Raw genomic sequence first — 24,895 nt, forward strand, 5'->3', positions numbered from 1 at the left:
CTACCGCGCGGAGGTCCAGCCGCGGCGGCGGAGGCCTTCGAAGCCGTCGAGGAGGAGGTCCAGGGCGAATTCGAACTCGAACTGGTCGTCGCAGCCGCCGCCGACCGTGGAGCCGTCGTCGTGGGCGGCCGTCGCGGCCAGTTCCGCGATGTGCGGGAAGTGCGCCGCCAGTGCGGGGTCCGGCGGGCCGGAGGTGCCGGAGGCGCCCGAGGTGTCGAACAGCTCCTGGCTGAAGCCGAGCAGGCGGCTGCCCATCGCATGCATGACGTGGTGCGTGAGGTCGGCGGAGAGGCCGCCGCCGCGGAAGCACCCCGCCATCGAGTCCAGGTAGGCCAGCACGGCCGGGGTGGGGCCGGTCCGCGACTCGATGACCCGGGCCGCCCAGGGGTGGCGGAGCAGGACCTGCCGGGCCGAGAGGATCCGCCCGCGGACCACGGACTGCCAGTCGGGGCCGGTGGCCGGCGGGTCGATCTCGCCGACGACGGCGTCGGTCATGCCGTCGAGCAGCTCCTCCTTGTTGGCCACGTGCTTGTAGAGGGCCATCGGCACGACGCCGAGCTCCTGCGCGAGCCTGCGCATGCTGAGCGCGTCGATGCCGGTGGCGTCGGCCAGTGCGACGGCGGCGCGCAGGACGCGGTCCCGGTTCAGGGGGATGCGCTGCTTGTCCGCGGTCTTGTCCGCGGCCTTCTCCGTGGCCTTGGCCGTGGTCTTGTGCGTGCTCTCGGCCATGGCTTCCTGCCGGGTCATTTCGGCTCGGCCCCTTCCCTCTCCGCTGCGGCGCCCTCTTCTTGACGAGTGTACGCCGTACACCTATGGTCGCCTCAAGGTGTACGGCGTACACCTCCATCGAGTGAGAGGTGCCGAGAGATGAGTCCGGACCGGAGAACCGCGGTGGCCGCCGGGTCGCTGCTCCTGCTGACCGAGGTCTCCGCGATAGCCGGGGCGGTGCTGTACCGCCCACTGCTGGGCGCGGCGGACGGCCGGCTCGCGCAGGGCGCCGATACGCAGGCGCTACTCGGGGCGCTCTGCGAGGTGGTGCTCGTGGTGGCGGTGGCCGGGACGGGGGCGGCGCTGTTCCCCGTCCTGCGGCGCCACGGCGAGGGACTCGCGCTCGGGTACGCCTTCGGGCGGCTGCTGGAGGCGGTCGTCATCGCCGTCGGGATCGTCGGGGTCCTGGCGCTCGTCACCCTGCGGCGGGGCCCGGGGGCGGTGGGCGGCGCCGATGCCGCGCTGGTGGCCTTCCACGACTGGACGTTCCTGCTCGGGCCCAACATCGCCCTCGGCCTGAACACCGTCCTGCTCGCGTACCTGGCGTACCGCGCACGGCTCGTACCGCGCTTCATATCCGTGCTCGGACTGGTCGGCGGGCCGCTGATCTGCGGCTCGGCGGTCGCCGTGATGTTCGGCGCCTACGATCAGCTGTCCCCGGCGGGGGCGGCGGCCGCGCTGCCGGTGTTCGCGTGGGAGCTGGCGCTGGCCGGGTGGCTGATCGTCAGGGGCTTCGGGCCTGGTGCGGGCGGCGCCGCGTCCCGTGCGGGCGGATCGGCGGTGGCCCCGGCAGCCGTCCTGCGGTGACGCCGCCGCGGGTGGCTCGGCCCTGCGGGGCAAAGTCCCCTACCCGCCCTCCCTCCGTTCCCAGGGCTCTGCCCTGACCCGGTCCTCAAGCGCCGGACGGGCTGAAGTGCTCCTGGGGCTCCGCCCCAGACCCCGCGCCTCAAACGCCGGCGGGGCTGGATTGGCCTAGTCGAAGTCGTACACCGTGACCGGTATGCCTTTCGCGCAGAGGCCGTCGCGGATCAGTGGCTCGATGCGGGACCACTTGCCGCCCGCGAGGCCGCAGCCGATGCGGGGCATGTGGACGGAGGCCCCCAGTTCCGTGGCGTGGGCCGCCAGGAGTGCGAGGCAGTGCTCGATGGCCTCGTAGCGGATGGGCGGGCCGCCGCTGCCGGTGCGCGTGCCGCGCTGGCCGACCATGTTCGCGACCCAGGTGTCCGGGCGGACCTGGACGAGCTGCACCGCGCCCAGCGCGAAGTCGTTCCCGCTGCGGCCCCGGTGCCAGGCCCGGTACGCGGCCTCCGGCTCGCTCCAGCGCTTCGAGAGCGCGAGGACGAAGCCCTTCCCCAGCCCCCGAGGTCGTTGCAGACGTGCGCGATGATCTTCGGCCCCTTGGCCTGCGGACTGCTCGCGTCCCCCCGGATGACGGTCGGCTGCTGCATGCGGATCCCCCCTCTGCGCCCCTGCCCGAAAGGTACCCGGCCCCTCTGACACCGCCGGAAGACACGGGTCTCGGGGGGCTTGCGACCCCAGCCTTCGGGTCGTAGGTCCACAGTCTGTCCGACCGTGGGTTTATGCGGTTTTAACCGTGTTACAACTGGAACATCGCGCTGCAAATAGCGCATTTTCCTTCGCTGTTGCCCAGCCCACACAAGCGCTGCCTGCCTTGGCAACACACCCCGTTTCCTCTGGAGGAAGCAACCGTGAGTACAGCCGAGCAGACGGCCACGTCTGCCAAGAAGAACTCCGCCGCCATGGCGGTCATGCAGCGCCTCGGCCGCAGCCTCATGCTGCCGATCGCCGTGCTGCCGGCCGCCGCGCTGCTGATGCGCTTCGGCAACGACGACATGCTGGGCAGCGCGTCGATGCCGAACTGGGTCAACGAGATAGCCAAGTACATGGCCGCCGGCGGCAACGCCGTCTTCGGCAACCTGGCGCTGCTGTTCGCCGTCGGTATCGCGGTGGGCTTCGCGAAGAAGTCCGACGGTTCCACCGGCCTCGCGGCCGTCGCCGGTTACGTGGTCTTCGCCAGCGTGCTCGGCAAGTTCAGCGACGGCAACGTGCCGCAGATCGAGGCGGTCGTCGACCACAAGTTCGCCATGATCGACGCTCCGGTCAACGCCGGCGTCCTCGGCGGTGTCGTCATGGGCATCGTCACCGCCCTGCTGTACCAGAAGTTCTACCGGACCAAGCTGCCGGACTGGGCGGGCTTCTTCGGCGGCCGCCGCCTCGTCCCGATCCTGTCCTCCTTCGCGGGCCTGGTCATCGGCATCGTCTTCGGCCTCATCTGGCCGGTGCTCGGCAAGGGCATCCACGGTCTCGGCGAATGGCTGGTCAACTCCGGCTCCGTCGGCGCGGGCATCTTCGGCGTCGTCAACCGCGCGCTGATCCCGGTCGGCATGCACCACCTGGTGAACTCCTTCCCGTGGTACCAGGCCGGCGAGTACAACGGCGCCCACGGCGACATCGCCCGCTTCCTCGCCGGTGACCCGACCGCCGGACAGTTCATGACCGGCTTCTTCCCGATCATGATGTTCGCCCTCCCGGCCGCCTGCCTCGCGATCGTGCACTGCGCCCGCCCCGAGCGCCGCAAGGTCGTCGGCGGCATGATGTTCTCCCTCGCGCTCACCGCCTTCGTCACGGGCATCACCGAGCCGATCGAGTTCACCTTCATGTTCATCGCCCCGGTGCTGTACGCGATCCACGCGGTCCTGACCGGTGTCTCCCTGGCGCTGACCTGGGCGCTCGGAATGAAGGACGGCTTCGGCTTCTCGGCCGGCGCGATCGACTTCGTCCTCAACCTCGGCATCGCGTCCAACCCGTGGGGCCTGGCCGGCATCGGCCTCTGCTTCGCGGCGATCTACTACTTCGTCTTCCGCTTCGCCATCACCAAGTGGAACCTGCCGACGCCGGGCCGCGAGTCCGACGAGGAGCTCGCCGAGATCCTCAAGGCCGAGGCGAAGTAACCGTGCCCCGGGCGCAGCGCACCCCCGGACGGGGACTGCCTTGCGAGGAGCGGCGCGAGCTGATCGCCGGCACGGTACGGACCAAGGGCCGCGTACGGGTCGCGGACCTCGTACGGGAACTGGGCGTCAGCCGGATGACGATCCACCGGGACCTCCAACACCTGGACGCCCGGGGGCTGGTCCGCCGGATCCGCTCCGGAGCGGATTCCGTGGATCCCGTAGGGCCCCCGGATCCCGTAGGACCCGTGGATCCGACGGCCTCGACGGCCCCGGCCGCCTGAGATCCGCCCCGAGAACGGGGGCGGGGCACCACCGACCGACCGGTGGTGCCCCGCCCCTTTTTCGCGTTCCTCAGGCCCGCGCAGTCGCCGGCAGCAGCCCGCGCCACCGGGCCCGCTCCGCGACCAGGCAGGCTCCCGCCAGGGCCGTCACCGGTACCGCCGCCCACGCGGGCCAGGCGGACCAGGACGCCGCCACGGCCACGACGAGCTGGAGCAGCACCAGCGCGATGGTCACCCCGCCCGGCACCGCGACGATCACCTGGGCCTTGTCGCCCGGGGTCGAGAACACCGTGGGCAGCCCGATCAGCAGGACCACGCTCGCCACCGCCGCCGTCACCGACCAGCCGGCCAGCGCCCACGGGGCCGCCACCCAGGCGCACAGCTCCGTCGCGAAGCGCAGCACCGAGGGGAGGCCCGCCTTCGGCCCCGCCTTCGGTCCGCCCGCGCAACCCGCGCCGCCCGCTGTCGCATCGCCCATCTCCCGCATTCCCCGCTCTCCTTGATCACTGCCGCGCGCCGCGGACACCATAGGAGCCGACAGGGTGACGAGCGCAACACCGTTCCGGCCCCCTCGGCCGGACCCACCCATTCCGCAGGCCGGAGCCGGGCGGCGGCCCCGGTTTCCAAGGGCTCTCGCGGCCCACACCCAAGCTTTGCGCGAAAGGGGACATAACGGTCCACCGGCCGACCCTCCGCTCCCGGTCACAAAGCGGAGCGCACCCGCATCCGGACCCGTAAGCTCCCGTCATGCAGGTGATCCAGTCAACGAAACTCGCCAATGTCTGCTACGAGATCCGCGGCCCCGTGCTCGAAGAGGCGATGCGGCTCGAAGCAGCAGGTCATCGCATCCTCAAGCTCAACACCGGCAACCCCGCGGCCTTCGGCTTCGAGTGCCCGCCGGAGATCCTTGAGGACATGCTCCGCAACCTGGGCACCGCCCACGGCTACGGAGACGCGAAGGGGCTGCTCTCCGCGCGCCGCGCGGTCATGCAGCACTACCAGACCAAGGGCATCGACCTGGACGTCGAGGACATCTACATCGGCAACGGGGTCTCCGAGCTGATCCAGATGTCCATGCAGGCGCTGCTCGACGACGGCGACGAGGTGCTCGTCCCGGCGCCGGACTACCCGCTGTGGACCGCCTCCGTCAGCCTGGCCGGCGGCACCGCCGTGCACTACCGCTGCGACGAGCAGTCCGACTGGATGCCGGACCTCGCCGACATCGAGCGCAAGGTCACCGACCGCACCCGCGCGATCGTGATCATCAACCCGAACAACCCGACCGGCGCCGTCTACGACGACGAGATGCTGCGCGGGCTCACGGACATCGCGCGCCGCCACAACCTGATCGTCTGCTCGGACGAGATCTACGACCGGATCCTCTACGACGGCGCCACGCACACCAACACGGCCGCCATCGCGCCGGACCTGCTGACGCTCACCTTCAACGGGCTCTCCAAGAACTACCGCGTCGCCGGCTACCGGTCCGGATGGATGGCGGTGTGCGGGCCCAAGAAGCACGCCTCGTCCTACATCGAGGGCCTGACGATCCTGGCGAACATGCGGCTCTGCGCCAACATGCCCTCCCAGCACGCCATCGCCACGGCGCTCGGCGGCCGGCAGTCGATCAACGACCTGGTGCTGCCCGGCGGGCGGATCCTGGAGCAGCGCGACACGGCGTACGACCTGCTGACGCAGATCCCCGGCATCACCTGCGTGAAGCCCAAGGGCGCGCTGTACCTGTTCCCGAAGCTGGACCCGTCCGTCTACAAGATCAAGGACGACCGGCAGATGGTCCTCGACCTGCTGCGCGAGGAAAAGATCATGGTCGTGCACGGTACGGGCTTCAACTGGCCCGAGCCCGATCACTTCCGCATCGTGACCCTGCCCAACGCGAAGGACCTCGCCGACGCGGTCACCCGGATCGGCAACTTCCTCGACGGGTACAGCCAGCCGTAGTAGCCCCCGGGGCACCTGTGGACGGCCCCCGTGCGCGAGCCCCGTAGGTACGGGGCCGCGCACGGGGGCCGCGCCCGTTCTACGGGGCGGCCACCAGTCCGGTGGACAGGGCCCCGGTGATCGCGGCGACGTGGTGGTAGGCGCGCCCGACGGCGGCGATCACCTCGTCCTGCTCCCCCGGCCCGGGGAGCGCCTCGTCCAGGCGCGCCGTGAAGCGGGCCCAGCGCTCGCGGTCGCCGCTCGCGTAGTAGGCCACGCCGTCCGTACCGCTCAGCCCGTAGGCCTCGGCGACGTACCGGCACAGGAACATGCCGCCCATCGTGGAGCCCTCCAGCACGTAGAGGAACCCGAGCAGCAGCAGGGGGTCCGAGGCCGCGGCGGCGCGGACCTCCCGCGCGAAGGCCTCCGCCTGCGGGGCCGCGACGGGCACCGGGAACACGCCGTCCTCGGCGAAGAACATCAGGTCGCGGTCTATGAGGGGCAGTTTGACCAGGTCCGCCGACCACACCGAGGTGACGCACGGGCCCGTGGCGCGGGAGAGCTCCTCCTCCAGCACCTTCAGCACCACGCGGTAGGCGGCGAGCTGGCCGACGTACCGGTCGAGCGGAAGCGTCCCGGCGAGCATCGCGGTGGAGAAGGCCGTGCCCTCCAGGTCCGCGTGCCGGGTACGGGTGCTCGCCCGGATCCGCTCGACCAGCGTGTGGCAGCCCGTGGGACTCATGCGCCCTCCCCCTTCAGGAGCGTCGCGTACAGCCGGTCGATGAGGTGGCCCTTGCGTTCGATCGTCACGTCGAAGTACCGCGCGCTCTGCTCGCTGCGGCACACGCCGCGCACCGCCTCCATCGCCGTGCGCTTGCGCTCCACGGCCTCGGCCGCGAGGGCGAGCAGCGTCTCCCGCAGGTCCGGATGGCCGAGGACGAACTCCTTCAGCCGCGCCCCGACGAGCTCGCCCGAGGCGCGCAGGTCCGCGGGCGCGGAGTCGAGCAGTCCGAGGAAGACCCGGTTGCTCAGCTGGCCGAAGTCCTCGTGGGTGCCCCGGCCGCCGAACCCCGGCACGAAGTCGGTCAGGTCGTTGAACAGCTGGCTGGCCAGTCCGAGGCTCCGCATCGCCTCGTCCAGGACCCGCCGCTCGTCCTCCACCACACCCAGGGCCGCCACCGCCGCGTCCAGCGGCATCCAGAACAGCGTGCCCGTCTTGAGCGCGGCCATCGACTCCCAGAAGGCCACCCGCTCGGCGAGCGGCGCTGCCGTCAGCTCGGCGCGCGTGAGCGCGGTGCGCGTGGCGACGTCGACGGCCTGGCCGGTGAGGCCCCGGCGGACCGACTGCAGCAGGCTCCGCACGACGGCCGGCTCGGCCGCGTGCTCCAGGGCCGCGGTGATCAGCAGGGAACCCGTGTTGAGGGCCAGCGGGACGCCGTGCGCGACGTGGAGGGCGGGCTCGCCGTAGCGGAGGCCGCTGCGGTCCTGGATGTCGTCGAGGGCGACCGCGGCCTTCAGCAGCACGCGTACCGCCACGGCGGCGCGGCGGACCGCGGCCAGGTCCGCCGGGGAGGCCTCCTCGCCCGCCCGGCCGGGGAAGCCCCGGTAGTTGCGGTAGGCCCAGAACACCATCGAGGGCCGCAGCGGGGCCCGGCCCGCGGGGGCGCCCGCGCTGGGCGCCAGGGCCGCTTGGCCCACCTTCGAGCCGACGGCGTCGGCGACCGGCGCGTAGAGGGAACGCGCCAGCACCGCCTCGTACACCGATTCCGGCGCGGACGCCTCCGCCCTCGTCAGGGAGGCCAGGAAGGCCGCCAGGTCGTCCTCCAGGAGCGCCGCATCGCTCCGTACCACTGTCTCTACCGCGGATATACCGGATGCGTCCCGCGCATCCGGCAGGTCTCTCGTCCCAGCCATTACCGCCCACCCCGAACTTCATGAAACATCGGCCCGCAAGGACTACCCGCACGCGGGCACCGAAAGCAGAAGAGTGGGGCCGTTCCCCGACCGCCACAAGAGGCATTCAAGCCGACAGACGTGATCGAAATATCGACACACGACGGGTGACGCCAAAGGCGACACAAGGGACAAGATTCAACTCAACTTTAGAACCAATCCAATGTAGGATGGTCTCCTGACCACGCAGGAGGCATCCGTGTACGAGCCGATTCGCACCAAGGCGGTCGACCCCCGCATGGGCGCCCACCGCAGCGACTACCCCCGCAGCAGCCGCGCCGAAGCCCTGGACATCCAGCTCGCCGGGCACCTCGCCGCGCTGCTCGCCGTGACCGACGAGCTCGGCCTCGACGAGGCCGCCGCCGCCGTCGCCGCCCAGGTGACCCGCCTGCGCGGGGCCCAGCCCGCCCGCGCGCCCCAGCGGCCCGGCCGGGAGCCCGACGCCGAAGCCGTCGCCTCGCTGCACCAGCGCGCCCACGACCTCGCCGCCCGCGCCCTGCTCGTCGCCGCGTCCCGCGCCGACACCACGGTCGCGATCCTCGCCGCCGAGCGGATGGACGCGCACGCCGCCGCGCTCGATCTCGTCGGCGCCCACTGACGGCCCCGGTCCGGGGCCGCGGAGGCTCCGGACCGGGCGCCATGCCCTGCGGGGCTTGAACGTGCCACCCTCCTCGCCGCTGCCCGGCGTCTGCCTGAGCCCCTACGGGCCTGCGGCCGGGCCGCCCGGCGTGCCGGGACCGGCCCTGCGGGGCGAGGTCCCCTACCCGCCCTTCGCCCGTTCCCCGGGCTCCGCCCGGACCCGGTCCTCAACCGCCGGACGGGCTGGAAGATCCAGCCTCGCCGGCGTTTGAGGCGTGGGGTCCGGGGCCAAGCCCCAGGGAACGGGCGAAGGGCGGGTCCGGGGCGAACTCGGCCGCCGCGATGCCGCACCAGGGGATCGTGGCGGGAGGCCAGACCGGCCCCAAGGCCTCCGCGTGCTCCACCGCGGCCGGGCGAACACCCGGGACCCTCACCAGCGCCTGCGGGCCCCGCGCGGCCGGGGCACCTGACCGGGGCGGGGCTCCGGGGCGAGTCGGCGCCGACGGCTCGCGGAACTCCACGGTGACGACGTAAGCCCCCCGCTCCGGGTAGCCGTTGACCGCCTCGACGGAGGCCACCACGCGCCGGCTCGCCGGATCGATCCGGCACCCGGTGATCCGTACGTCACCCCGCGCCGCCCCCGCCGGCCGCGCGGCGGGAGCGCCGCCGGCCCACACGTACAGCCCCAGCGGGGCGAAGACCAGCAGTCCCGCCACGAACACCAGGGCGACCAGCCAGCCCTGCCACTTCAACGCGCTCACGCCCATGACACGATCCTCCCGGCAGCCCGCCCCGGTCACCAGCACCCACGGGCCCACACAGCATTTCGAAGTGGGACCGCCTCGTCACCTCGCGTTCACCCAACTCAGCGCGGAATGTGGGTTTCCGCGAGCACTCTGCACCCGTGAGACGCATCCTAGGAATCGCCCTGGCGGTCCTCCTGGTCGGCGGCGTGATAGCCGTCATCGCCATCGGAGGAAAGAAGCCGGAGGGCACGGCAACGAAGACCGTGCGTGGCGTCATCGGTTCGGAGAAGTCCGAGTTCTTCCGCGACCCCGACGTCGTCAAGGCCCTTGCAGACAAGGGCTACACCGTGAAGGCCGAAACCTCGGGCTCCTGGGCGATGGACCAACTCGCCCTGAAGGAATTCGACTTCGCCTTCCCCAGCAGTAGTGAACCGGCCACGGAGATCGAGGCGGCGGCCGGAGTGAAGGGCGCCCAGAACACCAAGCCCTTCTTCTCCCCGCTCGTCGTCATCGCCCGCGCCAACGCCGCCAAGGTCCTCGCCGACCACGGCCTCGCGAAGACGACCGGCAAGAACTCCGGCACCCTCCTCCTCGGCCCCTTCCTGAAGGCCGCCGCCGAGGACAAGAAGTGGCAGGAGCTCCAGGGCGGGACCAGCGCCTACCCCGAGCTGACCGGCACGGTGTTCATCAAGACCACCGACCCCACCACCTCCAACTCGGGCGCCCTCTTCCTCGCCACCGCCTCGAACGTCGCCAACGGCACGACCGTCGTAGCCAACGACGCCGGGATCGACCGGACCGCACCCCTGATGAAGAAGCTGATCTCCGTCCAGGGCGCCATGGAGCAGAGCACCGACGGCCCCTTCCGCGCCTTCATCAGCGGCAGCGGCGAACCGCTCATCCTCGCCTACGAGTCCCAAGTGGCCAGCCTGCTCCAGCAGAAGCAGGATCCGGGCGACATGGTCGTCCTGTACCCCGACACCACCGTCAACTCCCCGCACACCTTCGTGCCGATCAGCGAGAAGGCCAAGGAGCTCGGCTCCCTGCTGGCCACCGACCCGAGGCTGCGCTCGCTCGTGGTCCGCCACGGCTTCCGGCCGACGGAGGGGGTCGCCGAGTTCAACGCGGCCACCGCGCCGTACACCGCGTACCTCAACTCGGGGCTGACCGGCCTGCGCCAGGTCAGCGCACCGACCGTCAAGGTCCTGATGGCGATGGCCGCGCGGGCCAAGGGATAGGGGGAGCAGAACACCATGACGTTGACACCACCCGAAGACGGCCCGCTCGTCCTCACCGCTCCCGAGCCCGTGGCCCCCGTCCGGCGCGAGCAGGCCTCCGGCCTGGTGCCGCTCCAGGACGGGGTGCGCGAGGAGATGGCCCGCCGGGCCGGGGAGTACGTCGACTCGCTGGCCGGCATCGACAGCCGCTCCCCCGAGTTCGCCGGCCGCATCGGGGAGATCGCCGGCCTCGGCTCCGCCGACATCCGCGGCGCCGCCCAGCAGTCCAACCGCATGCTGGAGCGGGCCGTACGCTCCCTCGGCACGGACGGCGGCGGCGACGCCCAGGCCCGTGTCGCGGGCTCCCTGGTCGAACTGCGGCGCACCGTGGAGGACCTGGACCCGAGCGACAGCTCCACCAAGGGCGTGCGCAAGCTCCTCTCCAAGCTGCCCGGCGGCAACAAGTTCCGCGACCACGTGGCCAAGTACGCCTCCTCACAGGCCACCCTCAACCGGATCGTCGGCGCGCTGCGCGGCGGACAGGACGAGCTGCGGCGCGACAACGCCGCCCTGCACACCGAGCGCGCCCGCCTGTGGGAAACCATGGGCAAGCTCCAGGAGTACGCCGTGCTCACCGAGGCCCTGGACGCGGCCGTCGAACAGCGGATCGCCGGCCAGAGCGACCCGCAACAGGCCGACGCGCTGCGCGTGGACGTGCTGTTCCCCGTACGGCAGAAGCACCAGGACCTGCTGACCCAGCTGGCCGTCTGCGCGCAGGGCTACCTGGCGATGGACGTGGTCCGGCGCAACAACGAAGAGCTGATCAAGGGCGTCGACCGGGCCGCGACCACGACGGTGTCCGCGCTGCGGATCGCCGTGATGCTGGCGCAGGCACTGAACACCCAGGGCGAGGTGATCAAGCAGATCAACACCCTGCGCGACACCACCGAGGGCCTGATCCGCGGCAACGCGGAGATGCTTTCGACGCAGAGCGGGGAGATCCAGCGGATCGCCGCCGACCCGGCCGTCGGCGCCCAGACGCTGCGGACGGCCTTCGCCCAGATCTACAAGACGCTCGACACCATCGACACCTTCAAGGTGCAGGCCACCGAGAACATGGCCGCCACCGTGGAGTCCCTGACCGGCGAACTCCGACACGCCTCCGCGTACCTGGCGCGCACCCGCACGGCGAGCGCCCTGGAAGGCGGCGAGGCCCGATGAACGGCATGAGCATCCGCAGTGCTGTGATGCGCCGACGGCTCGCCGCGGCGGTGGCGCTCGCCGCCACCCTGCTCGGGGCGAGCGCGTGCACGGAGCAGTCCGACGGCAGGAAGCCGGAGCAGACCGCCTACCAGGAGGGCAAGCTGCGCGTGCTGGCCTCCAGCGAGCTGTCCGACATGGACGAGGTGCTGAAGGCCGCGAAGGCCTCCACCGGGGTCGCCGTGGAGCTGACCATGTCGGGCACCCTGGACGCGGTCGAGCAGATCGCCTCCGGCAAGGCGGACGGCAAGTACGACGCCGTCTGGCTCTCCTCCAACGACTACCTGAGGCTGCGGCCGGAAGCCGTGGGCAAGCTGTCGAGCGAGACCCCGGTGATGTCCTCGCCCGTCGCCCTCGGCGTGAAGCCCGAGGCGCTGGCCCGGCTGGGCTGGAAGCCCGGGTCGGTGACCTGGTCGGCGGTCCACGAGGCCGTGGCCGGCGGGAAGCTGACGTACGGGATGACCGACCCGGTGCGCTCCAACTCCGGTTTCTCCGCACTGATTTCGGTGGCCTCCGGGCTCTCGGGCGCACAGGCGGCACTGACCGGAGCGGACGTCGCGAAGGCGCAGCCGAAGCTGAAGGAGTTCTTCACCGGGCAGAAGCTGACCTCGGGCTCCTCGGGCTGGCTGGCCACCGCGTACACCCAGCGCGGGAACGTGGACGCGCTGGTGAACTACGAGTCGGTGCTGCTGTCCATGAACCGGGACGCCAAGACGGACCTGACGGTGATCCGGCCGCTGGACGGCGTGGTCACGGCCCACTACCCGCTGACCCTGCTGACCTCGGCCCCGGCCGGGGCGCGCGAGTCGGGGCGGGTGCTGACCGAGTACCTGCGGGGCGCCGAGGCGCAGAAGGCGATCACCGAGAAGACCTTCCGGCGGCCCGTCGCGGCCGGGGTGACCCCGGCGGCCGGACTGAACCCGGACAAGCGGCGGGAGCTGCCCTTCCCGGGCACCCGCTCGGTGGCGGACGGCCTGCTGGCCAGCTACGAGAACGAACTGCGCCGGCCCTCGCGCACGGTGTACGTGCTGGACACCTCGGGGTCGATGGCCGACGAGGACCGGATCGGCCGGCTGAAGTCGGCTCTCACCGACCTGACGGGGACCGGGAGTTCGGGTACCGGGGAGCGGTTCCGCGACCGCGAGGAAGTCACCCTGCTGCCCTTCGGCGACAAGGTGAAGAAGGTCCTGACGCACACGGTCGAGCCGGGCAACCCCGGCCCCGCCCTCGACGCGATCCGGGGGGACGTGAAGGCGCTGAAGCCGGACGGGGGCACGGCGATCTACAGCAGCCTGGAGGCGGCGTACCAGCAGCTCGGCAAGGGCAACGCCGAAGCCTTCACCTCGATCGTGCTGATGACGGACGGCGAGAACACCGCGGGCGCCGGCGCCAAGCACTTCGACGCCTTCTACGCGGAGCTGCCCGAGGCGCAGAAGCACACCCCGGTCTTCGCGGTGCTGTTCGGCGACTCGGACCGCAAGGAACTCGCCCACATCACCGAACTGACCGGCGGGCGGCTCTTCGACGCCACCGACGGCAACGGTTCGCTGGACGGAGCCTTCGAGGAGATCCGTGGCTACCAGTAGGGCGCTCGCCTACCTCGAATCGAAGAAGAACCTGGCCGGCAGCGCCTGCGGGCTCGTCGGGGTGGGCCTGACCCTCACCGGGGTGGCCGGCACGTACTGGCCGGTGGTGGTCGCCGGGCTGTACGGGGCGGGCGCGCTCATCGCCCCGCCGGACCTGGCGGCGCCACCGGTACCGCCGGAGCCCGCCGAGCAACTGGGCTTTGTACGGGAGGACTTCGTGCGCCTCCAGGAGTACGTCGGCGAGGTGGACCTGCCGTCGGAGCCCTCCGAGGTGCTGACCGCGCTGCTGGAGCTGTACGCGGCGATGCTGGAGCCGGGCTGGGTGGCAGGGGTGCTGGCCGCCGACCCGGAGGCGGTGCACGCGCTGACCCGGGCGATCCGCACGGACGTGCCGGAGTGCGTGGACACCTACAACAGGACCCGCTGGTGGACCCGGCTCACGGCGGGCGGCGAATCGCCCGAGCGCCACCTGGAGCGGCAGCTGACGCTGCTGCGGGAGGAAGCGGAACGCATGACGGCGGACCTCCGTGAAACGGAGGCCCGCCGTCCGCAGACGCACACGACCTATTTGGAAGGTCGCAGGGAATCCTAGGTCGGGGAATCCCGCGTCAGCCCGTGGCCGGGGACAGCCGGCCGCAGGGGTTCGGTGGGGGCTCGATCAGCCCAGGCGCTCGACGAGCGCTTCGTACTGGTCCCACAGCTCCTTCGGCGTGTGGTCGCCGTAGGTGTTCAGGTGGGCGGGGACCAGCGAGGCCTCGTCGCGCCAGACCTCCTTGTCGACCGTGAGCAGGAACTCCAGGTCGGCGGCGGGCAGGTCCAGGCCGTCGGTGTCCAGGGAGGCGACGGTCGGCAGGATGCCGATCGGGGTCTCGACGCCCTCGGCGGTGCCGTCGAGGCGCTCGACGATCCACTTCAGGACGCGGCTGTTCTCGCCGAAGCCGGGCCACACGAACTTGCCCGCGTCGTTCTTGCGGAACCAGTTCACGTAGTAGATCTTCGGGAGCTTGGCCTGGTCCTTGTCCTTGGCGACGTCGACCCAGTGACCCATGTAGTCGCCCATGTTGTAGCCGCAGAACGGCAGCATGGCGAAGGGGTCGCGGCGCAGCTCGCCGACCTTGCCCTCGGCGGCGGCGGTCTTCTCGGAGGCGATGTTCGAGCCGATGAAGACGCCGTGGTTCCAGTCGAAGGACTCGGTGACCAGCGGCACGGCGGAGGCGCGGCGGCCGCCGAAGAGGATCGCGGAGATCGGGACGCCCTTGGGGTCCTCCCACTCGGCGGCGATCGTCGGGCACTGGGAGGCGGGGACGGCGAAGCGGGCGTTCGGGTGGGCCGCCGGAGTGTCGGACTCCGGGGTCCAGGCGTTGCCCTTCCAGTCGATCAGGTGGGCGGGCGCCTCTTCGGTCATGCCCTCCCACCAGACGTCGGAGCCGTCGGGGGTGAGCGCGACGTTGGTGAAGACGGTGTTCGCGTACATGGTCTTCATGGCGTTGGCGTTGGTGTGCTCGCCGGTGCCGGGGGCGACGCCGAAGAAGCCGGCCTCGGGGTTGATCGCGTAGAGGCGGCCGTCCTCGCCGAAGCGCATCCAGGCGATGTCGTCACCGACGGTCTCGACGGTCCAGCCGGGGATGGTCGGCTCCAGCATGGCGAGGTTGGTCTTGCCACAGGCGGAGGGGAAGGCGGCGGCGATGTACTTCGCCTCGCCGGCCGGCGGGGTGAGCTTGAGGATCAGCATGTGCTCGGCGAGCCAGCCCTCGTCGCGGGCCATGACGGACGCGATGCGCAGGGCGTAGCACTTCTTGCCGAGCAGGGCGTTGCCGCCGTAGCCCGATCCGTAGGACCAGATCTCGCGGGTCTCGGGGAAGTGCGAGATGTACTTGGTGGTGTTGCAGGGCCACGGCACGTCGTCCTGGCCCTCGGCGAGCGGAGCGCCGAGGGTGTGGACGGCCTTGACGAAGAACCCGTCGGTGCCGAGCTCGTCGAGGACGGCCTGGCCCATGCGGGTCATGGTGCGCATGGCGACCGCGACGTAGGCGGAGTCGGTGATCTCGACGCCGATCGCGGAGAGCTCGGAGCCGAGGGGGCCCATGCAGAAGGGGACGACGTACATCGTGCGGCCCTTCATGGAGCCGCGGAAGATGCCGCCCTCCTCGCCCTTCCCTGCGAAGAGCTCCTTCATCTCGGAAGGGGCCTTCCAGTGGTTGGTCGGGCCCGCGTCCTCCTCCTTCTCGGAGCAGATGAAGGTCCGGTCCTCGACGCGCGCGACGTCGGAGGGGTCGGAGGCGGCGTAGTACGAGTTCGGGCGCTTGGCCGGGTCCAGCTTCTTGAAGGTGCCCTTGGAGACGAGCTCCTCGCAGAGGGCCTCGTACTCGGCCTCGGAGCCGTCGCACCACACGATGCGGTCCGGCTGGGTCAGGGCAGCGATGTCCCCGACCCAGGACACGAGCTCCTGGTGCTTGGTGGGGACTTCGGAAGTGGTGCCAGCCGCGATGTCGCGCGCCACGATCGCTCCTTGTTGAGGGGTTTGATTTGTGTTGCCCCGTGGGGGCCGCGACCCGGACGCTTCGCGCTCCGCTCATCCGGTGTCGACCGCACTCATCTGATCATCCGGTGCGTGTGCGCATATGTCCAGAGGGCCTCTCACGTGAGCATCGCCACTCCGGTCAATCTTCCGTAAAGCGCACTAACGGAAACCTACGCACCCGTAGGTAGCATGGCGGCCATGACTTCTGATGCCGCTGCCGTGGCCGCTCCGGTGGTCGAACCCGCCGATCAGGAGGCCAAGCCGCTCATGCGCGGCTGGCTGCACACCGGCATGTTCCCCGCCGTGGTGATCGCCGGCCTCGTCCTGATGGCCTTCACCGACTCCACCCGGGCCCGGGTGGCCTGCGGGGTGTACATCCTCACCGCGTGCCTGCTCTTCGGAGTCAGCGCCGTCTACCACCGCGGTACGTGGGGCCCGCGCGGCGAGGCCGTCCTGCGGCGGCTCGACCACGCCAACATCTTCCTGATCATCGCGGGCACGTACACCCCGCTGACCGTGCTGCTCCTGCCGGACTCCACCGGCCGGACCCTCCTGTGGGCGGTCTGGATCGCGGCCGCGGCCGGCATCGCGTTCCGCGTCTTCTGGGTCGGCGCCCCCCGCTGGCTCTACACCCCCTGCTACATCGCCATGGGCTGGGCGGCGGTCTTCTTCCTCCCCGACTTCCTGCGCACCGGCGGCATCGCCGTCCTGGTCCTGGTCATCGTCGGCGGCCTGCTCTACAGCGTCGGCGGCGTCATCTACGGCATGAAGCGCCCGAACCCCTCCCCCCGCTTCTTCGGCTTCCACGAGGTCTTCCACTCCCTGACCCTGGCCGCCTTCGTCGCCCACTACGTGGGCATCTCGATCGCCGCGTACACGCACTGAGCCGTCTCCTCCGGACCGTGCGGGCCGTCCTGCTCCCGCACGGTCCGAAAGGGAGGACTCAGGGCTTGCCGTGGCCGTGGCCGCCGACCGTCACGCGTCCCACCCTGTTTCCGACCAGCTCCGTGAACCACATGTTCCCGTCGGGACCCTTGGCGATGTGGAACGGCGTGTTGTCCAGGTTGGGGGTGGGCAGCGGGAACTCGGTGAGCTCGCCGCGCGGGGTGATGCGGCCGATCCGGTTGCGGTTGGACTCGGTGAACCAGAGGTTCCCGTCCGGGCCCGCCGCGATGCCGATCGGGCCGCTGTTGACGTCCGGCAGCGGGAAGCGCCGTACGTCGCCGCGCGGAGTGATCCGGCCGACCTCGCTGGCGGGGGCGCCGCCGTCGGTGAACCAGAGGTTCCCGTCCGGGCCGGCGGCGATGTTGAACGGGGCGCCGTCGGGATTCGGCAGGGCGAACTCCTTCACCTCGCCGCGCGGCGTCATCCGCCCGATCTTGTTGGTGAAGGGCGAGGTGAACCACAGGTTCCCGTCCGGGCCGGTGGTGATCCGGTACGGCTGGCTGTCGGGCGGGAGCGGGAACTGCGTGATCTTGCCGCGGGGCGTGATGCGGCCGATCTTGTTGGCCGCGTTCTCGGTGAACCACACGTTCCCGTCCGGCCCCCTGGTGATGCCGTAGGGGAAGCTGTCCGCCTGCGGCAGCGGGAACTCGGTGACCTTGCCCTGCGGGGTGATCCGCGCGATGTGGTTGTGGAAGGGCTCGGTGAACCACAGGTTGCCGTCGGCGCCGGAGGTGATGTCGTCCGGGAACCGCTCGGGGTGGGGCAGGGGGAATTCCTTGATCTTGCCGTGCGGCGTGATCCGGCCGATCTTGTTGACCGACGCCGTCTGGATCGTGAACCACACGTTCCCGTCGGGGCCGCCGGTGACGCCCACCGGGCTTCCGCCCTCGGTCGGCACGGCGAACTCGACGATCGTTCCGACGGGGTTCCCATCGGATCCATCGGCTCCACCGGTCCCGCCGGTCCCGTGCTGCCCGGCGAAGGCCGGGCCGGGCACGCTGAGCAAGGTGCAGGCGAACAGGACGGCCAGGCGCCGCCACCGGGCCGGAGCTCGGTGGCGGCGCGGGCTGAGCAGGGGGGTCTCGGGCATGGGCCCAAGGTAGAAGGAACGTCCTATTCCGGATGGCTTTGACGGGCTGTCAAACGGGTGCTCCTACCCCCCTGCACGGGTGCTCAGCAGGTGTATCCGTCACCGTCCGGGTCGAGGCGGAGCGGGTCGCTGCCGTTGACCTTCAGGCGGGCCGGGTACTTGTGGGCGGCCAGCCAGTCGCAGCGGGCCTTCGTGGTCGCCTTCACCTCCGCCGGGAACCGCGTGGGCACGCACACGTTGGCCGTGCCGTAGTGCCGGTCGCAGCCGGCCACGCTCGGGGCCACCGGAGCCGAGTCCCGCTTCGCGGGGTTCTTCTTCGGAGCGCCCAGTTCGTTCGCGAAGGTGTGCTCGTGCGCGGTCGGGGGCTCGGCGGTGGCCGCCAAGGCGGAGGGGCCGCCCAGGTGCACCCACTGCGCGATCGACGGGACGCCGTTCGCGTCGACCGCGAAGAGCATGTACCAGCCGGGCGGCGCCAGGTTCGGGTTGCTGGTGACGTTCAGGTCGATGGTGGTGCCGTTGACGACCGTCAGCGGCAGGTCCACGAACCGCTGGTTCGGGTCCGAGGAGTGGGTGACCGCCGCCGGACGGATCAACTCCGCCTTGGCCACCGCCCGGTTGACGGTGATCCGCTGCGTGTCCCCGTACACCCACTGGTTGTCGATCACCGAAGTGATCTGCGGGCGCGCGCCCTTGAAGAGGTACGGCGGGCTGTAGATCGACACGTTGTTGTTGTACGTGCCGTTGCCCGGGTTGTCCCCGACCGACATGACGCGGCCGTCCGGCATCAGGAACGACGCCGAGTGGTACCCCCGCGGGATCGGGTCGGCGGCCAGTCCCGGCTGGTAGGTGTTGGTCACCGGGTCGAAGAACGAGGCCTCGTACACCGGGTCGGCCCGGTCGTGCAGGGCGCCGCCGGTCTCCAGCACCTTGCCGTCCGGCAGCAGCACGGCGGACACGTACATCTTGCCCTCGGCCCCGGTCTGCGGGCGCTTGCCGGCGCCCTGGTCGACCAGGCCCTGCGGCAGGTCCGGGCCGGCCGTGTAGGCCGGGCTCGGCTGCTTCAGGTCGATGATGTCGGTGATCCGGTTCGCGGCCGGGTTGGTCTCGTTGTTGCCGCCGCCGATGGTCAGGACCCGCTGGTCCTGCGCCGGGGGCAGCAGCACGCTCGCCGACTCGTCGCGCTGGTCCTTGTTCCGCAGGCCCGGCACGTCCGTGATGGTGTTGGCGGCGTAGTCGTAGACGGAGGCACCGGTGCCCTGGGTGCCGTTGCCGAAGGTGTGGCTGCCCGAGTAGAAGAGCCGCCCGTCCTGCATCAGGATCATCGACGGGTACAGGCCCCAGTACGACCAGGTCTGGTTGACCTCGTTCATCGGCAGCCACTTGTTCTGCGCCGCCGAGAACTTCTCCGCGGTCACGTTGCCCGTGGAGTCCTCCTTCAGTCCGCCGAAGGAGATCACGTCACCGTTGCCGAGGATCGTCGCCGACGGGTACCAGTGCCCGCCGTTCATGTCGTTGGTCTTCGTGTACTTCTCGGTCGCCGGATCGAAGGTGTACGAGTCCTTCAGCCCCTGGTAACCGATCGTGCCGTCGGCCGACGGATAGCCCTTGTTGCCGCTCATCACCAGCACCCGGCCGTCGGACAGCTGCACGTGACCGGAGCAGAACATGTCCACGGGCGTCGGGATCGTCTTGAACGAACCGTTCGCCGGGTCGTAGACGGCGGAGGTGAAGGTGCCCGCGTTGAACTGGGCGATGTCGTTGCCCGAGCCCGCGATCAGCAGCACCTTGCCGTTCTTCAGCACGACGGCGTGCATGGAGCGCACCGGGTTCTTGGCGGCGATCACCTCCCACTTGCCCTTCGCGCACTCCGTGGCCGTGCCCGTGCAGGTGGCCGGCGGCGGAGGTACGGCCACCTCCTCCAGCGCGTAGTCGTCCGTGGTGAGCGTGCCCACCCCGTAGACGGACAGACCCCACACGATCTTGTCGGTGCCCGGAGGGACCGCCGGCGTACGGACCGACGTGCGCGCCCACGCCGCACTGACGGGGGGATTCTGCAGATCGGTCCAGTACTGCCAGCCGGCCGTCGTGTCGTGGCGGAACACCGTCACCGACACGTCCGGGGTGTTCGACTTGTACCAGGCCGACAGGTCGTACTGGCGGCCCGGTACGACCGTCGGGGCGCAGGTGCCGTTCTCGGTCACCAGGGCCTTGCGGTCGCCGTCCACCCGGCGGGTGAGCGAGACCCTCATCGCCTTGGTGCCGGAGTGCGCGCTGGCGACGGTGGTGAAGCTGAAGTCGTTGTCGCCCCAGCCGGATTTCGACCAGCAGGAGGGCATGTCCGAGCCGGCCGGGCCGGCCGTCTCGAAACCGGGGTTGGTCAGCAGGTTGGGCGGTCCGGCCGTGGCCTGCTGCGGCGCGGTCAGCAGCAGGCCCGCGGTCATCGCCCCGACGGCCAGCAGAGCGGCCCGCCACCTTGCCCTGCGCCGGATCTTCCACTCCATGGGGAGCATCCCTTCGTGCGGCTCAACTCGTGCGGGCGGAGCCCGCCTTGCGCGGGAGGTAGACGAGGGCCTCCGTCGCCGCGAAACGCAGGACGAAGGTGACGACCAGCGCGAGCGCGGTCGCGGACAGGACGCCGAAGCCCCAGGTGCCGACGAACACCGCGATCAGCGGGATCCGCAGCAGCAGATCGGCATTGGCCAGCAGGGTGAAGCGCCCGAACCGGTCGGCCCAGTGCCGGTGGCGGCGCCGGTCGCGGAACAGCAGGGTCTCGATGAGGAGGAAGTTCCACAGCACCCCGGCCTGGTTCGCCACCACCTCGGCGAGCAGGTAGTTCATCCCGGTGTGCGTGAGCATCCACAGCGCGGCCAGGTTCGGGACGAAGCCGGAGAGCCCGACCAGCCCGAAGCCGATCATGCGGGCCAGCGGGGTCGCGGACCGCAGCGAGGCGAGATGGGTCAGGAAGCGCAGGCCCTCACGGGCGGTGGACTTCGACTCCCCCGAAAATCGGTCCTGGAAGACGAAGGGCACCTCGGCCACCCGAGCCGGCCGGCAGCGCACGGCCAGCTCCAGCAGGATCTTGTAGCCCAGCGGCTTCAGCGCCTCCTGGGTGACGGCCGAGCGGCGCATCGCGAAGAACCCGCTCATCGGATCGCTGATCCCGCGCAGGGCCCGCGGGAAGAGCCCCTTGGTCAGCCAGGTCGCTCCGCGCGAGACGGCGATCCGGTAACTCCCGGCGAGCCCGGCCCGGCTGCCCCCGGCGATGTACCGGGAGGCCACGACCAGGTCGGCGCCGGTGCGCTCCCCCTCCCCGACGAGCTCGGGGACCAGGTGGGGCGGATGCTGGAGGTCGGCGTCCATGACGACGATCCAGTCCGTGTCCGCCCGCGCGATCCCCGCCACGACCGCCCCGCCGAGCCCGCCGTCCAGGCTCTCGCGGTGCAGGACCGCCACCGGGAAGGCGCACTCCAGGGCGGCCTTCTCGATGACGGCCGGGGTGTCGTCCGTGGAGTCGTCGACGAACAGCACCGAGCAGGGCAGGTGCGCGGGCAGCGCGGCGGCCAGCCTGCGCAGCAACTCCGCCACGTTTCCGGCCTCGTTGAAGGTCGGGACGATGAGGGTGACACTGCCGGGGGCGGGCGCCTCGACGGCGGCCTCCGGTAGGGGCGGGGCATGCGGGGACCACAGGTCTTCGCTCATGCCGGATCAACTCCCGTTGACGGTGGGGTCCGTGGGGCCGGTACGGTCCGCGGTGTCCGTGGTGCCCGTGGTGCCCGTGGTGTCCGTGCGCCGGATCTCGATGCGGTCCTCACCCGTACCGAAGACGGCGACCGCCGTCGAATGCTCCAACGCCGCCTTCACGTTCGGCAGTTGCGCCGCGTCGCGCCGGACGGTGGGCGAGGAGACCACGTAGTCGATGTCCCGCCAGCCGCCCGGCAGGGTCTTGGTGACCGCCGGGTCCAGGTCGGCCTTGTAGAACCAGATGGCCCCGAGCCCCGGGTCGAACCCGTGGTGCACGGCGTCCAGCCACAGCGCGTCGTCGACCAGCACCCGGGTCGTGGCCGGCTCGCTCACCTCGCGCCCGAGCCAGGCCGCGGCCTGCCGGTACGGGGCGTTCGCGTCGACCGTCAGCGCCGTCCGGTTGCCGTCGTACCAGCGCGGGACGAGGTACACGAGGGCCGAGGCGGCCAGGACGCCGATCAGCGCCCACCGCCCGTAGGCCAGGGCCCGCCGCTCCCCCGGCGCGCGGCGGCGGCGCAGCACGGCGTGGGTGACGCTGGCCGCGCCCCCGGCGAGGACCAGCGCCAGGAACGGCAGCGCCTGGATCACGTACATCGCCGGGAGGTAGCCGGAGGGCCGCAGGGCGACGAGGGCGAGGATGACCACGGCCAGCGCCGGGCCCGCGAGCGCCCGCGCCGTGACCGACCAGCGGATGGTGACGAGGAGCAGGACCGCGCCGGCCAGACCGCCGAGCGGCAGCACCGTGTCGTAGTACAGCCAGGACTCGAAGACCCCGTGCGAGCCGGAGCCGGGGTCCAGGATGAAGCCGGAACCGGCCCGGCCCATCTGGTAGACGATCCCGCCGATGAGCGAGACGTGGCCGGAGCCGGGCAGCAGCTCCGCGTTGAGCAGCGCGTACAGGGGATACGTCACCCCGATGAGCACACAGGCGGTGACCGCGCCGGTGACGGCGAACTTGCGGGTGTCCCGGTGGCTGTGGCGCCACATGGTCACCAGCAGCGCCGGGAGCACCACCAGCATCGTCTCCTTGGTCAGCACGGCGGTGGCGGCCGCCAGTCCGGAGGCGAAGTGGTGCCACAGGTGACGGCTGGGGGACGCGGCGAGGCAGAAGGCCAGCAGCATCCACATCACGGCGATGTTGTCGAGGAAGATCTCCCGCTGCAGCACCACCGAGAGCGGGGAGAGCCCGAACAGGCCCATGGCCAGACCCGCCGCCCAGCGCGGCAGCCAGAGCCGGCGCGCGAGCACGTACAGCAGGACCGCGCTGGCGGCGGAGACCGCGAGCATCGAGAACCGCATCGGTGCGACGGTCATCGAGTCGGGCACGAACAGCGACGGCAGGTAGGTCAGGCCCGCTATCTGGATCCAGCCGAGCGGGGGGTGGTCGTACCAATAGGTGTAGTGGGCCAGCCCCTTGCCCTGCTGGACGGCCCAGGCCTGCGCGAGGTAGGTGCCCTCGTCGTCGCTGAGGGTCGGGAAGTTGGTGATGTTCCAGCCCTGGACCAGCAGGATCGCGAGCAGCAGCGCCCCGCACAGCAGCAGATCGGGGCGCGAGGAACGGAACCGGACGAGCGGCCGGGCGGGCGCGGGCGGGCGGACCCCGAGCCCGCCGCTGCGCTGGCGCGGGATGCGGGCGGCCCCGGTGGAGGCGTCGACAGCGGCGTCGGTGGTGGTGGCGGCACCGGGCTGGGGATCAGTGGCCGTGGGCAGAGTGGTGGTCACCGGGGGCTGTCCTCTCGGGTGAGGGTGCTCGGGGCGCCGGCACTGCTACGGATGCCGGGCGTGCTCGGGGCTCCGGACGCGCTCGCGGACGCGGACGCGGACGCGGTCACCGAAGCGGACGCGGACGCCGAGGCGAGGTGGGCTCCGGTGTGGCTGGTGAGCTCCCACTCGTTGCGTCCGCGCTGCTCGCGCCAGACCGCGCGGATCGCGGCGCCGGCCAGCATCACCTGGTAGAACGGGCCGCCGACCACGAGCTTGACGTAGTGCGTGAAGCGCACCCGCAGCCCGTACTGGCGGCCGAAGTCGTGCAGGCCGACCACTTCGAAGACGAAGGTCACCATCGCGGTGATCATCGGCAGGAAGGTGACGATCGCGACGCCGACGGGCACGTCGAGGAAGACGGCCACGGCGAAGTTCACCGGGATCACGACCCCGGAGGTGGCCTGCATGAACGGGGTCATCAGCGTGTAGCGGGCCAGCCAGCGCTGGCCGCGGCCGGGCAGCTGCTGCCAGTCCTTCTTGCGGTACACCTGGAGGAAGCCCTGGTTCCAGCGGGTGCGCTGCTTGAGCAGACTGACCAGGGAACCCGGGGTCTCCTCGCGGGTCACCATGTCGGAGTCGTAGGCGACGACCACCTTCTTGCCGACGGAGGACAGCCGTACGCCCAGGTCACAGTCCTCGGCGAGGCAGTTCGGATCCCAGCCGCCGGCCTCGCGCAGCACCTCGGTGCGCACGAAGACGGTGTTGCCGCCGAGCGGGATGAAGCCCTTCTCGGCGTGCAGGTGCAGCCGGGAGCGGAACCAGAAGAAGTACTCCAGGCAGTTGCGCAGGCTGTACCAGCTGGAGTGGAAGTTGATGAGCTGGACCCCGCCCTGGACCACATCGGCCTCGGTGGCGCGGAAGGCGTGGTCCACGTGGGACAGCAGCTCGGGATGGACCTGGTCCTCGGCGTCGAAGACCCCGACGATGTCGCCCCGGCAGTGCGGGAGGGCGGTGTTGAGGGCCTTCGGCTTGTTCTTGACCTCGTGGTGGTCGGTGATGACGCGTACGAGACCGGGCGCGCGGGCGGCCGCACGTTCGGCCACCTCCGCGGTCCCGGGGTCGTCGTGGCCGACGATCACGATGATCTCGTAGTCGCGGTGGCTCGACTCCAGGAGCCGCTCGATGGTGTGCTCCAGGACCGCCTGCTCGTGGCGGGCGGGCAGCAGCAGCGAGAAGGCCAGCCGGCCGCCGCCGTCGGGGCGGTCGAAACGGGTCGAGGCGAGCGTCTCGGGCGTCCGCCAGGCGTGCATCTGCCACCAGAGCGTGAACGCCGCCATCCAGAAGAGCGCGAGCGAAACGACACAAATGAACACGGATATGAACAAAGCGTCCCCCACAGACATGCCGCAACCCCAAGCGGCGATTCCCCAACCCCCCGAGGGCGGACGCGCGGCAGGCTCCCCAGCCCGCCGCCCTCGCCCCGCCCCCGATTCCCCCCGCGTGCGCAACCCCCGGTGCGCGCTCCCCGGCGCCCGAGGGCGCTGTCAGTGACTGATCGGTGACTCCGAAGTCACGAGACTAGGCAGCGCAGATG

At 71.0% G+C, this 24,895-nt stretch carries 21 protein-coding genes and 1 pseudogene; 10 read left to right on the forward strand and 12 right to left on the reverse strand.

Going from position 1 to position 24,895, the window contains the following annotated elements:
* Positions 1-747, reverse strand: coding sequence for a TetR/AcrR family transcriptional regulator C-terminal domain-containing protein (locus tag OHA37_RS13835; RefSeq protein ID WP_266905080.1), 747 nt, complete (start codon positions 745-747; stop codon positions 1-3).
* A gap of 120 nt (positions 748-867) precedes the next feature.
* On the opposite strand from OHA37_RS13835, the gene OHA37_RS13840 reads away from it, so the two are divergent.
* Complete coding sequence (locus OHA37_RS13840; RefSeq protein WP_266905082.1) at positions 868-1,575, forward strand: DUF4386 domain-containing protein; 708 nt, start codon at positions 868-870, stop codon at positions 1,573-1,575.
* 165 nt (positions 1,576-1,740) lie between these two features.
* Here the strand turns inward: OHA37_RS13840 and OHA37_RS13845 are convergent.
* Positions 1,741-2,216 (reverse strand): annotated as a pseudogene (locus OHA37_RS13845) (macro domain-containing protein).
* Positions 2,217-2,477: 261 nt separating this feature from the next.
* On the opposite strand from OHA37_RS13845, the gene OHA37_RS13850 reads away from it, so the two are divergent.
* Together OHA37_RS13850 and OHA37_RS13855 are read left to right on the forward strand one after the other, a co-directional pair.
* Positions 2,478-3,740, forward strand: coding sequence for a PTS transporter subunit EIIC (locus OHA37_RS13850; protein ID WP_266905084.1), 1,263 nt, complete (start codon positions 2,478-2,480; stop codon positions 3,738-3,740).
* A 2-nt stretch (positions 3,741-3,742) separates the two neighbouring features.
* Positions 3,743-4,021 (forward strand): DeoR family transcriptional regulator, encoded by a 279-nt coding sequence (locus OHA37_RS13855; protein ID WP_266905085.1) that lies wholly within the window; start codon positions 3,743-3,745, stop codon positions 4,019-4,021.
* A 70-nt stretch (positions 4,022-4,091) separates the two neighbouring features.
* Here OHA37_RS13855 and OHA37_RS13860 read toward each other — a convergent pair whose 3' ends face one another.
* Positions 4,092-4,499, reverse strand: a complete 408-nt coding sequence (locus OHA37_RS13860) for a hypothetical protein (protein WP_266905087.1) — start codon at positions 4,497-4,499, stop codon at positions 4,092-4,094.
* A gap of 269 nt (positions 4,500-4,768) precedes the next feature.
* Here OHA37_RS13860 and OHA37_RS13865 point away from each other — a divergent pair, with 269 nt between their 5' ends.
* Positions 4,769-5,980 carry a pyridoxal phosphate-dependent aminotransferase gene (locus OHA37_RS13865; RefSeq protein ID WP_266905089.1) on the forward strand — a complete coding sequence of 404 codons (1,212 nt, stop codon included), beginning with the start codon at positions 4,769-4,771 and terminating at the stop codon, positions 5,978-5,980.
* Between the two features lie 79 nt (positions 5,981-6,059).
* On the opposite strand, the gene OHA37_RS13870 is transcribed toward OHA37_RS13865, so the two are convergent.
* Together OHA37_RS13870 and OHA37_RS13875 are read right to left on the reverse strand one after the other, a co-directional pair.
* The gene (locus OHA37_RS13870) at positions 6,060-6,701 is read right to left on the reverse strand and encodes a biliverdin-producing heme oxygenase (RefSeq protein ID WP_266905091.1); all 642 of its coding nucleotides are present in this window, start codon (positions 6,699-6,701) and stop codon (positions 6,060-6,062) included.
* Positions 6,698-7,810 (reverse strand): polyprenyl synthetase family protein, encoded by a 1,113-nt coding sequence (locus OHA37_RS13875; protein ID WP_266905093.1) that lies wholly within the window; start codon positions 7,808-7,810, stop codon positions 6,698-6,700. The genes OHA37_RS13870 and OHA37_RS13875 overlap by 4 nt, the downstream gene beginning before the upstream one ends.
* A 301-nt stretch (positions 7,811-8,111) precedes the next feature.
* Between OHA37_RS13875 and OHA37_RS13880 the strand changes: the two genes are divergently transcribed.
* Positions 8,112-8,510 (forward strand): SCO4983 family protein, encoded by a 399-nt coding sequence (locus OHA37_RS13880; RefSeq protein ID WP_266905095.1) that lies wholly within the window; start codon positions 8,112-8,114, stop codon positions 8,508-8,510.
* Between the two features lie 208 nt (positions 8,511-8,718).
* On the opposite strand, the gene OHA37_RS13885 is transcribed toward OHA37_RS13880, so the two are convergent.
* The gene (locus tag OHA37_RS13885; protein ID WP_266905097.1) at positions 8,719-9,252 is read right to left on the reverse strand and encodes a hypothetical protein; all 534 of its coding nucleotides are present in this window, start codon (positions 9,250-9,252) and stop codon (positions 8,719-8,721) included.
* A 143-nt stretch (positions 9,253-9,395) separates the two neighbouring features.
* Between OHA37_RS13885 and OHA37_RS13890 the strand changes: the two genes are divergently transcribed.
* Genes OHA37_RS13890 through OHA37_RS13905 form a run of 4 tightly spaced genes read left to right on the forward strand, consistent with a single transcriptional unit; the run spans position 9,396 to position 13,892 of the window.
* Positions 9,396-10,475, forward strand: coding sequence for a substrate-binding domain-containing protein (locus OHA37_RS13890; RefSeq protein WP_266905099.1), 1,080 nt, complete (start codon positions 9,396-9,398; stop codon positions 10,473-10,475).
* Between the two features lie 15 nt (positions 10,476-10,490).
* Positions 10,491-11,675, forward strand: a complete 1,185-nt coding sequence (locus OHA37_RS13895) for a toxic anion resistance protein (RefSeq protein ID WP_266905101.1) — start codon at positions 10,491-10,493, stop codon at positions 11,673-11,675.
* 5 nt (positions 11,676-11,680) lie between these two features.
* The gene (locus OHA37_RS13900; RefSeq protein WP_266905103.1) at positions 11,681-13,300 is read left to right on the forward strand and encodes a substrate-binding and vWA domain-containing protein; all 1,620 of its coding nucleotides are present in this window, start codon (positions 11,681-11,683) and stop codon (positions 13,298-13,300) included.
* On the forward strand, positions 13,287-13,892 hold the full coding sequence (locus OHA37_RS13905) for a hypothetical protein (RefSeq protein WP_266905105.1): 606 nt from the start codon (positions 13,287-13,289) through the stop codon (positions 13,890-13,892). The genes OHA37_RS13900 and OHA37_RS13905 overlap by 14 nt, the downstream gene beginning before the upstream one ends.
* A 66-nt stretch (positions 13,893-13,958) precedes the next feature.
* Here the strand turns inward: OHA37_RS13905 and OHA37_RS13910 are convergent, their stop codons facing one another.
* Positions 13,959-15,800, reverse strand: a complete 1,842-nt coding sequence (locus OHA37_RS13910; protein ID WP_266905107.1) for a phosphoenolpyruvate carboxykinase (GTP) — start codon at positions 15,798-15,800, stop codon at positions 13,959-13,961.
* A gap of 219 nt (positions 15,801-16,019) precedes the next feature.
* Here OHA37_RS13910 and trhA point away from each other — a divergent pair, with 219 nt between their 5' ends.
* Complete coding sequence (trhA, locus tag OHA37_RS13915; protein WP_266905109.1) at positions 16,020-16,706, forward strand: PAQR family membrane homeostasis protein TrhA; 687 nt, start codon at positions 16,020-16,022, stop codon at positions 16,704-16,706.
* A gap of 58 nt (positions 16,707-16,764) precedes the next feature.
* On the opposite strand, the gene OHA37_RS13920 is transcribed toward trhA, so the two are convergent.
* From OHA37_RS13920 to OHA37_RS13940, 5 genes are all read right to left on the reverse strand, one after another.
* Positions 16,765-17,856, reverse strand: coding sequence for a Vgb family protein (locus OHA37_RS13920; RefSeq protein WP_266905111.1), 1,092 nt, complete (start codon positions 17,854-17,856; stop codon positions 16,765-16,767).
* An 83-nt stretch (positions 17,857-17,939) separates the two neighbouring features.
* On the reverse strand, positions 17,940-20,357 hold the full coding sequence (locus OHA37_RS13925) for a galactose oxidase-like domain-containing protein (protein ID WP_266905113.1): 2,418 nt from the start codon (positions 20,355-20,357) through the stop codon (positions 17,940-17,942).
* A 22-nt stretch (positions 20,358-20,379) separates the two neighbouring features.
* On the reverse strand, positions 20,380-21,555 hold the full coding sequence (locus OHA37_RS13930; protein WP_266905115.1) for a glycosyltransferase: 1,176 nt from the start codon (positions 21,553-21,555) through the stop codon (positions 20,380-20,382).
* Positions 21,556-21,561: 6 nt separating this feature from the next.
* The gene (locus tag OHA37_RS13935; RefSeq protein ID WP_443046161.1) at positions 21,562-23,319 is read right to left on the reverse strand and encodes an ArnT family glycosyltransferase; all 1,758 of its coding nucleotides are present in this window, start codon (positions 23,317-23,319) and stop codon (positions 21,562-21,564) included.
* On the reverse strand, positions 23,316-24,686 hold the full coding sequence (locus OHA37_RS13940) for a glycosyltransferase (RefSeq protein ID WP_266905117.1): 1,371 nt from the start codon (positions 24,684-24,686) through the stop codon (positions 23,316-23,318). Before OHA37_RS13940 ends, OHA37_RS13935 begins: the two co-directional genes overlap by 4 nt.
* Between the last annotated feature and the right edge of the window lie 209 nt (positions 24,687-24,895).

Origin of the sequence: Streptomyces sp. NBC_00335 (assembly GCF_036127095.1) — a bacterium.
GTDB lineage: Bacteria > Actinomycetota > Actinomycetes > Streptomycetales > Streptomycetaceae > Streptomyces.